Source organism: Paraburkholderia sp. (genome assembly GCF_026225065.1).
In the GTDB taxonomy this organism is placed as follows: domain Bacteria; phylum Pseudomonadota; class Gammaproteobacteria; order Burkholderiales; family Burkholderiaceae; genus Paraburkholderia.
The window spans coordinates 1-7495 of sequence record NZ_JAMFSB010000413.1 but is presented as its reverse complement, the minus strand read 5'-3'; the positions used below and the strand labels follow the sequence as shown (position 1 = coordinate 7495).

General features: G+C 63.3%; 3 protein-coding genes. All 3 read right to left on the bottom strand.

All coding sequences use genetic code 11. The features are described 5' to 3' along the window. Positions 1-82 precede the first annotated feature (82 nt). Entirely contained in the window at positions 83-2299 is a 2217-nt protein-coding gene (glgX, locus tag M0954_RS28590) for a glycogen debranching protein GlgX (RefSeq protein ID WP_297356851.1), read from the bottom strand. Positions 2300-2407: 108 nt separating this feature from the next. Further along, positions 2408-4624, bottom strand: a complete 2217-nt coding sequence (glgB, locus tag M0954_RS28585; protein ID WP_297356849.1) for a 1,4-alpha-glucan branching protein GlgB — start codon at positions 4622-4624, stop codon at positions 2408-2410. After that, positions 4617-7495 (bottom strand): putative maltokinase (locus M0954_RS28580; RefSeq protein ID WP_297356847.1); only part of this gene is annotated, 2879 nt, incomplete at its 5' end. The genes glgB and M0954_RS28580, both read right to left, overlap by 8 nt.

Here is a 7495-nt window from a genome sequence, read left to right as displayed (position 1 = left end):
GGCGCGCATGAGGATCAATCGGACTTTCGGACATGATTCATCACCATTCGGTTTTGCTCCGCCACCTCGGGTCCGCACACCATTACGTGTACGATTCGCCGTCGGTGGGCGACTGCGTGCCCGGGTCAGGCGGCAACGCCGTCAATAGCCGCTGGCCGTGTTGCGGACCCGCTTTCCAGCCGGCTTGCCAGTCTGCATCGCCCACCGCAGGCGCGGCCAGGATGACGAGGCCGTGTCCCGCCACTTCTACCTCCGGCATGGCCAATGGATGAGGCGGCGAGTCGGGGTTCGCGGTATCTAGCAGCACGTGCCATTCCAGGTGCGGCGGGGGCGGCGAAAAACGCAACGTGTCACCCGACGCATTGAGCATCATCAACAATACTTCCGTTTCGCCGTTGAGTCCGGGACCCGCGCGCCGCAACGTTAGCGCTCGTCCTTCAGGGTCTTGCCAGGCCTCGATGGTCAAGGGATCGCCGCGCTCGTCGAACCAGCCAATGTCATAGAGGCCGGGCAGCACTTCGCGGTCGCCGAACAGAAAACGCGTCTCGCGCAGCAGCGGATGTTGCTTGCGCAAGCCAATCACGCGAGCCACAAACTCGGTCATCCTGCGACCTTCCTCCGTGCCCGCGCGTTCCCAGTCGATCCATGATAATTCGTTGTCCTGGCAGTACGCATTGTTGTTGCCGTTCTGCGTGCGGCCGGCTTCGTCGCCGGCCAGCAGCATCGGCGTGCCGAGCGCCATGAACAGCGTCGCCATCAGCGAACGTGCGACGCGCGCGCGGGTTTCCAGAATCGCGGGATTTTCGGTGGGGCCTTCCACGCCCCAGTTCGAACTGCAGTTCTCGTTATGCCCGTCGTTGTTATTCTCGTTGTTGGCTTCGTTATGCTTTTGCTCGTACGCGACCATATCGGAGAGCGTGAAGCCGTCGTGCGACGCGACGAAATTGACCGACGCCCATGGCTTTCTGAAGCGGCGGTTAAACAGGTCCGCGGAGCCGGTCAGGCGAGCCGCAAGGTCGGGCCGCAGCCCGGCGTCGCCGCGCCAGAAGCGGCGCACGGTATCGCGGAAGCGGTCATTCCACTCAGCGAAGCCAGGCGGATGATTGCCGAGCTGATAACCGCCGGGGCCAATGTCCCACGGCTCGGAAATCAGCTTGCGTTGCGACAGGATCGGGTCCTGGCGCAGCGCGTCGAAAAAGCCCGAGCCCGGATCGAAGCCGGAGTGTTCGCGGCCTAACGTCACGCCGAGATCGAAACGGAAGCCGTCGATATTGAACTTGGTCGACCAGTAGCGCAGTGAATCCATCACCATCTGCAGCACGCGCGGATGCGGCAGGTTCAGCGTGTTGCCGCAGCCGGTGTCGTTGATATGGTGACGCTCGTCGCCGGGCACGAGGCGGTAGTAGCTGGCGTTGTCGAGGCCGCGCCACGAGACCGTCGGGCCCATCTCGCCGCCTTCGCAGGTGTGGTTGTAAACCACATCGAGGATGACTTCGATGCCTGCGGCATGCAACTGCCGTACGGCGATTCGCATTTCGTCGAGCCGGTGCGTGCTCAGATACGAGGGCTCCGGGGCAAAAAACGACGCGGTGTTGTAACCCCAGTAGTTGCGCAGCCCGCGCTCCACCAGAAATCGGTCGTTCAGGAACGCATGCACGGGCAGCAGCTCGACTGCGGTCACGCCGAGTTTTTGCAGATGGTCGATGAATTCTGGCGAGGACAGCGCCGCAAACGTGCCGCGCTCATGCGCGCGCAGATCGGGCCGCAGCATCGAGGCACCACGCACATGCGTTTCGTAGATGACGGTTTCGCCCCACGGCACGTTCGGCCGTGCGTCGTGCGACCAGTCAAATGCTTCGTCTATCACGACGCACTTCGGCATGCCTGGTGCCGAGTCGCGCCGGTCGATCGAAAGGTCGAGCCGGTTCGAATGCACGCGGTAGCTGAACAGCGCATCGGACCAGCGGAACTGTCCGACCAGCTTGCGCGCGTAGGGATCGAGCAGCAGCTTGTGTGGATTGAAGCGGTGCCCGTTCTGCGGCTGGTAAGGGCCGTGTGCGCGAAAGCCGTAGGCGGTGCCGGGATGCGCGTTCGGCAGATAACCGTGCCATACCTCATCCGTGCACTCGGGCAGCGTGAAGCGCCTGATTTCCTTGCGGCCGGTAGGATCGAACAGGCACAGCTCGATCTGCTGGGCATTGGCGGAAAACACGGCGAAGTTGACGCCGAGGCCGTCCCAGCTCGCCCCTAATGGATAGGGCGAACCCGGCAACAGCCGGTCGGGTAATACATGCGACATGGTTCCCGTCCTTGTTCTGATTGGTCGTGTCTTGCGGGGCGCCCACCCGTTCTTTGTCTCAGCCGCCTCAGTCCGGTTGGCTCAGTTAAGTTGGCTTGGCTCGGTGGCCTAATTATCCGCGCGCAGTACGATCGTCGAGAGCGGCGGCAGAATCAGCGAAGCCGAATGCGGCCTGCCATGGCTCGCTATCTCCTCGGTATGAATCAGCCCGGCATTGCCGACATTCGAACCGCCGTATACGCTGGCGTCGGTGTTGAGCACTTCGGTCCAGCGTCCGGCGAGCGGCATGCCGAGGCGATAGCCGAGCCGCGGCACCGGCGTGAAATTGCAGACCACCACCAGTTCGCTGCCGGCGCCGTCGACGCGTCGATAAGCGAACACGCTGTTGTCGCTGTCGTCGCCGATCAGCCATTCGAAGCCTCCGGGTTCGCAATCGAGCGTGTACAGCGCCGGTTCGTCGCAGTACAGATGGTTCAGGTCACGCACCAGCGTTTGCGCGCCATGGTGGAGCGGATCGTCGAGCAGATGCCAATGCGGCGAGCCGTCGTGATCGAACTCTGCCATCTGACCGAACTCGCCTCCCATGAAGAGCAGCTTCTTGCCGGGATGGGTCCACATAAAGCCGAAATACGCGCGCAGGTTGGCGAAGCGTTGCCAGCGGTCGCCCGGCATCTTGCCGAGCAGCGAGCCTTTGCCGTGCACCACCTCATCGTGCGAGAGCGGCAGCACGAAGCACTCCGAATACGCGTACACCATCCCGAACGTCATGTTGTGGTGATGGTAGCGGCGGTACACCGGGTCTTCGTGCATGTAGTTCAGCGTGTCATGCATCCAGCCCATGTTCCACTTGAACTCGAAGCCGAGGCCGCCGTCTTCGACGCGCGCGGTAACACCTGGCCACGCCGTCGATTCTTCGGCGATCGTGATCGCGCCAGGCACACCCGGCACATAGCCGACTTCGTGATTGAGCCGTTTGAGAAACGCGATCGATTCAAGGTTCTCTCTGCCGCCATAGATATTCGGCACCCATTCGCCAGCGGCGCGCGAGTAGTCGCGATACAGCATCGAGGCGACCGCATCCACACGAAGGGCGTCCACGTGATAGCGCTTGAGCCAGGCCAACCCCGAGGCGACCAGGAACGCGCTCACCTCGTTGCGGCCGAGGTTGTAGATCATCGTGTTCCAGTCCTGGTGATAGCCCTCGCGCGGATCAGCGTGCTCGTAAAGTGGCGTGCCATCGAAGTTGATGAGGCCGTGCGCGTCGTTCGGGAAGTGCGCCGGCACCCAGTCGAGAATCACGCCGAGCCCGACCTCGTGCGCGCGATTGACGAACTGCGCGAACTGTTCGGGCTTGCCGAAGCGCGCCGACGGCGCGAATTGCCCCAGCGGTTGATACCCCCACGAGCCGCCGAACGGATGCTCGGCGATCGGCATGAATTCGATGTGCGTGAAACCCATGCCCTGGGCGTACGGAATCAGCCGGTCCGCGAGCTCGCCCCAGTCGAGGCTGCGATGGCCTTCCTCGGCGATGCGCAACCACGATTCGGCGTGCACCTCATAGATGGAGATCGGCGAGCGTGGCGTCTGATTGGCGCCGCGCGATTGAATCCATGCGCTGTCGGTCCACGGAAACTGCTCGATTTCGTCGACGTGCGCGACCACCGATGCCGTAGCAGGCGGTTTCTCGGTTTGCATCGCGCATGGGTCGGCTTTCAGCGGCAGCGGATGGCCGTCGCGTGAAAGCAGCTCGTATTTGTAGCGCGTACCGGCACCGACACGTGGCACGAACAACTCCCACACGCCCGCCTGATGACGCAGGCGCATCGGATGGCGGCGGCCGTCCCACGAGTTGAAGTCGCCCACCACGGAGACGCGCCGCGCGTTGGGCGCCCATACCGCAAAGCGCACGCCAGGCACGCCGTCGACTTCCATCGGGCGCGAGCCGAGGCATTCGAGCACCGCGTACGGGTCGCCGTTGGCAAGCCGGTGCAGCGGTTCATCACCGAGGATCGGCCCAAACGAATAGGTGTCCTCGATTTCCTGCACCGATCCGTGCCAGTCGACGCGCAGCCGGTACGGGACGGCTGCACTAACGCGGCCCACGAACAGCCCGTTGTGATGAATCTTCTGCAGCTCGCCGAGCGTCGCGCCGTCTGCGCGCGAAATAACCGTGACATGCGCGGCATTCGGCAGAAGCGCGCGTACCACTGCACCCGCGTCGCTCTGATGCAGGCCCAGTTGCGAAAAGGGATCAGGATGCCGCGCTTCGACTAGTGCGTCGAGATCGAGCGGTTGCAGGTCGGCGGTCGGATCGTATTCACTCATAATCGCCCTCAGCCGGGTTAGGCGGTGTGGCGCCAGGGGAGCCTGGCGCCGATGTATCGTGTGGGGTGCCTGTGTCGCCGAGCATCCGGCTCGCGAGCGCGGCGAGGCCGCGCACCGGCAAGCTGAGCCACGTCGGACGATTGGCGGCCTCGTAGCGGATTTCGTAAGCGGCCTTTTCGATCAGGAAGAGATCGAGTAGCCCCTGTTCCGACGCGGGTGCGACCAGCGGTTGCGCCGCAGCGGCGACCGCTGCGCGGTATTCGCCGAGGAAGCTCTCTGCAGCGTAGACGCGGAAGCGGTCGAACAGCGCACGCTTGCGATCTGCGGTCTGTTGCGGAGCGCTTTCCGTGGTGGATTGCGCCGCTGCGCTCGCATACGAATACGAGCGCAGCAGACCGGCGACATCGCGCATCGGACTCGACTTCTGACGACGTTCGTCAAGCGAGCGCGCCGGCTCGCCCTCGAAGTCGATCAGATACGCATCGCCCTGGGCGACCAGCACTTGCCCGAGGTGGAAGTCGCCGTGAATCCGTGTGCGCAATGCGCCGGCATCCGAAGGTACGAGCTTCGCCACTGCTGCGGTGAGCGCATCGCGACGATCGAGCAGGCTCTGCGCCAGTTCCTTCGTATCATCGGTCAACTGATCGACGCGTTGCGCGAGTAGATCGAGCGCCGTGGCGAGCATGCTTTGCGTGCCTTCGGTCCACGCGCGAATCTGCTCGGGGGTGGCCGGTTCCGGTGCAAACGCGGGATCGTCCGACGGCGCGGCAAGCGCGACATGCAACTCACCAAGGCGTCTGCCGATGATGCCGGCCATGGCCCGGTAACCATCGATGGCCTGCGCTTCCTTTTCCGGATCGGGGACAGCGTCGTCGGCATCGACGGCGAGCGCGAGATCGTCGATCGTGCGGCGCAGATAATCGAGCGCCCAGTTCCACGCGTCGCCCTGGTTATCGATAAAGCCTTGCAGAATACATAGCGTATGCGGCACGCCGGCGGGATCGATACGCACCACTTCGCCATACAGCGGCGCGGTGTTCGCGTAGCCTATCTTCGTCAGATGGCGGCTGATTTCCGCTTCAGGGTGGATGCCGCTCACGAGGCGCCGCACCAGCTTCAGGACCACGGCGTCCTCGATGATCAGCGAGCTGTTGCTTTGCTCGGCGGCCAGCCAGCGAATCTCAGGGCGGTCGCCCAGATCGAGTTCGTCGAAGCGATCGGTCGGGATGAAGCAGATTTCGCTTTTCTGCACCGTCGGCACGACCGCGCGTTCACGCAGCTTGCGCAGGACGTTGTGGGCGAAGATCGGCAGTGCGAACGCATCCGTGAGGTGGCCGACGTTGCGGCCGCGGCGCACGCGCGCTAGCGCCAGTTGCATGAACAGTGGCGTGGTGGTTTCGCCGCCCCATGTGATCGCAATCGGCAACACATAGCGTTCGGTGTGATCGCCGACGTCCGCTTCGATCTCGGTGAAGGCGAAACCGCCGTTCGGGATCGTCGTAAGTGCCGCAAGGCGCACCGCGTGCAACTGCTGATCTTTAGACGCAAACCAGCGGCGCCGGCTTAACCACGACGGCAGCACTTCAGATTCGAGCAGCCGGACGTTTTCCGGCGTCGGGCCAGCCTGACCTTCGCGGATCACAATCGTCACGAACTCGGGCAGCGGCTCCGAGTGCGGCTGTGCCCAGGTCGGACGTTGAGTCCCCGGGCAGATGAGGAACCACAGAAAGCCGTAGGGCGGAAACGTCAGCAGATAGGTGAGCTGACCAATCGCGGGGAATACCGAGTCCGCGGTCATCTCAATGGGCACCGAGCCCGCGAATTCGGACAGATCGAGTTCGACCGCCTGCGGCGCACGCGACAGATTCGCGACGCACAGAATGGTCGGTTCGCCTGGCAACTCGCGCAGATACGCGAGAATCTTGCGATTGGCCGGCTTCAGGAAGCGGATCGTGCCGCGCCCAAAGGTCTGCTTGGCGCGTCGCGTGGCGAGCATGCGGCGCGTCCAGTTCAGCAGCGAGTGCGGATCGCGGCTTTGTGCTTCGACGTTGACCGCATCGAAGCCGTAGAGCGAACCCATCACCGGCGGCAGCACCAGTTGCTCCGGATCGGCGCGCGAGAAGCCGCCGTTGCGGTCCGACGACCATTGCATCGGCGTACGCACGCCGTCGCGATCGCCGAGGTGGATGTTGTCGCCCATGCCGAGTTCGTCGCCGTAATAGATCACGGGCGTGCCGGGCATCGACAGCAGCAGTGAATTGATCAGCTCGATACGGCGGCGGTCGCGCTCCATCAACGGTGCAAGACGGCGCCGGATGCCGAGGTTCAGCCGCGCGCGGCGATCACTCGCATAAGTGTTCCACAGATAGTCGCGCTCCGAATCCGTAACCATTTCGAGCGTCAGTTCATCGTGATTGCGCAGGAAAATCGCCCATTGGTTCGTCTCGGCGAGATCCGGCGTCTGCCGCATAATGTCGGTGATCGGGAAGCGGTCTTCGCTGGCGATCGACATGTAGATGCGCGGCATCAGCGGGAAGTGGAACGCCATATGGCATTCGTCTTCGTCGCCGAAATACTCCTTCACGTCCTCCGGCCACTGGTTCGCTTCTGCGAGCAGCATGCGGTTCGGATACTCTGCGTCGATGGTGGCGCGAATCTTCTTCAGGACCGCATGCGTTTCCGGCAGGTTCTCGTTGTTGGTGCCTTCGCGTTCCACCAGGTAGGGCACTGCATCGAGACGTAGCCCGTCGATCCCCATGTCGAGCCAGAAGCGCATCACCTGCAGCACTTCTTTCAGCACGGCCGGATTATCGAAGTTCAGGTCGGGCTGGTGCGAATAGAACCGATGCCAGTAATACGCGCCGGCCACCG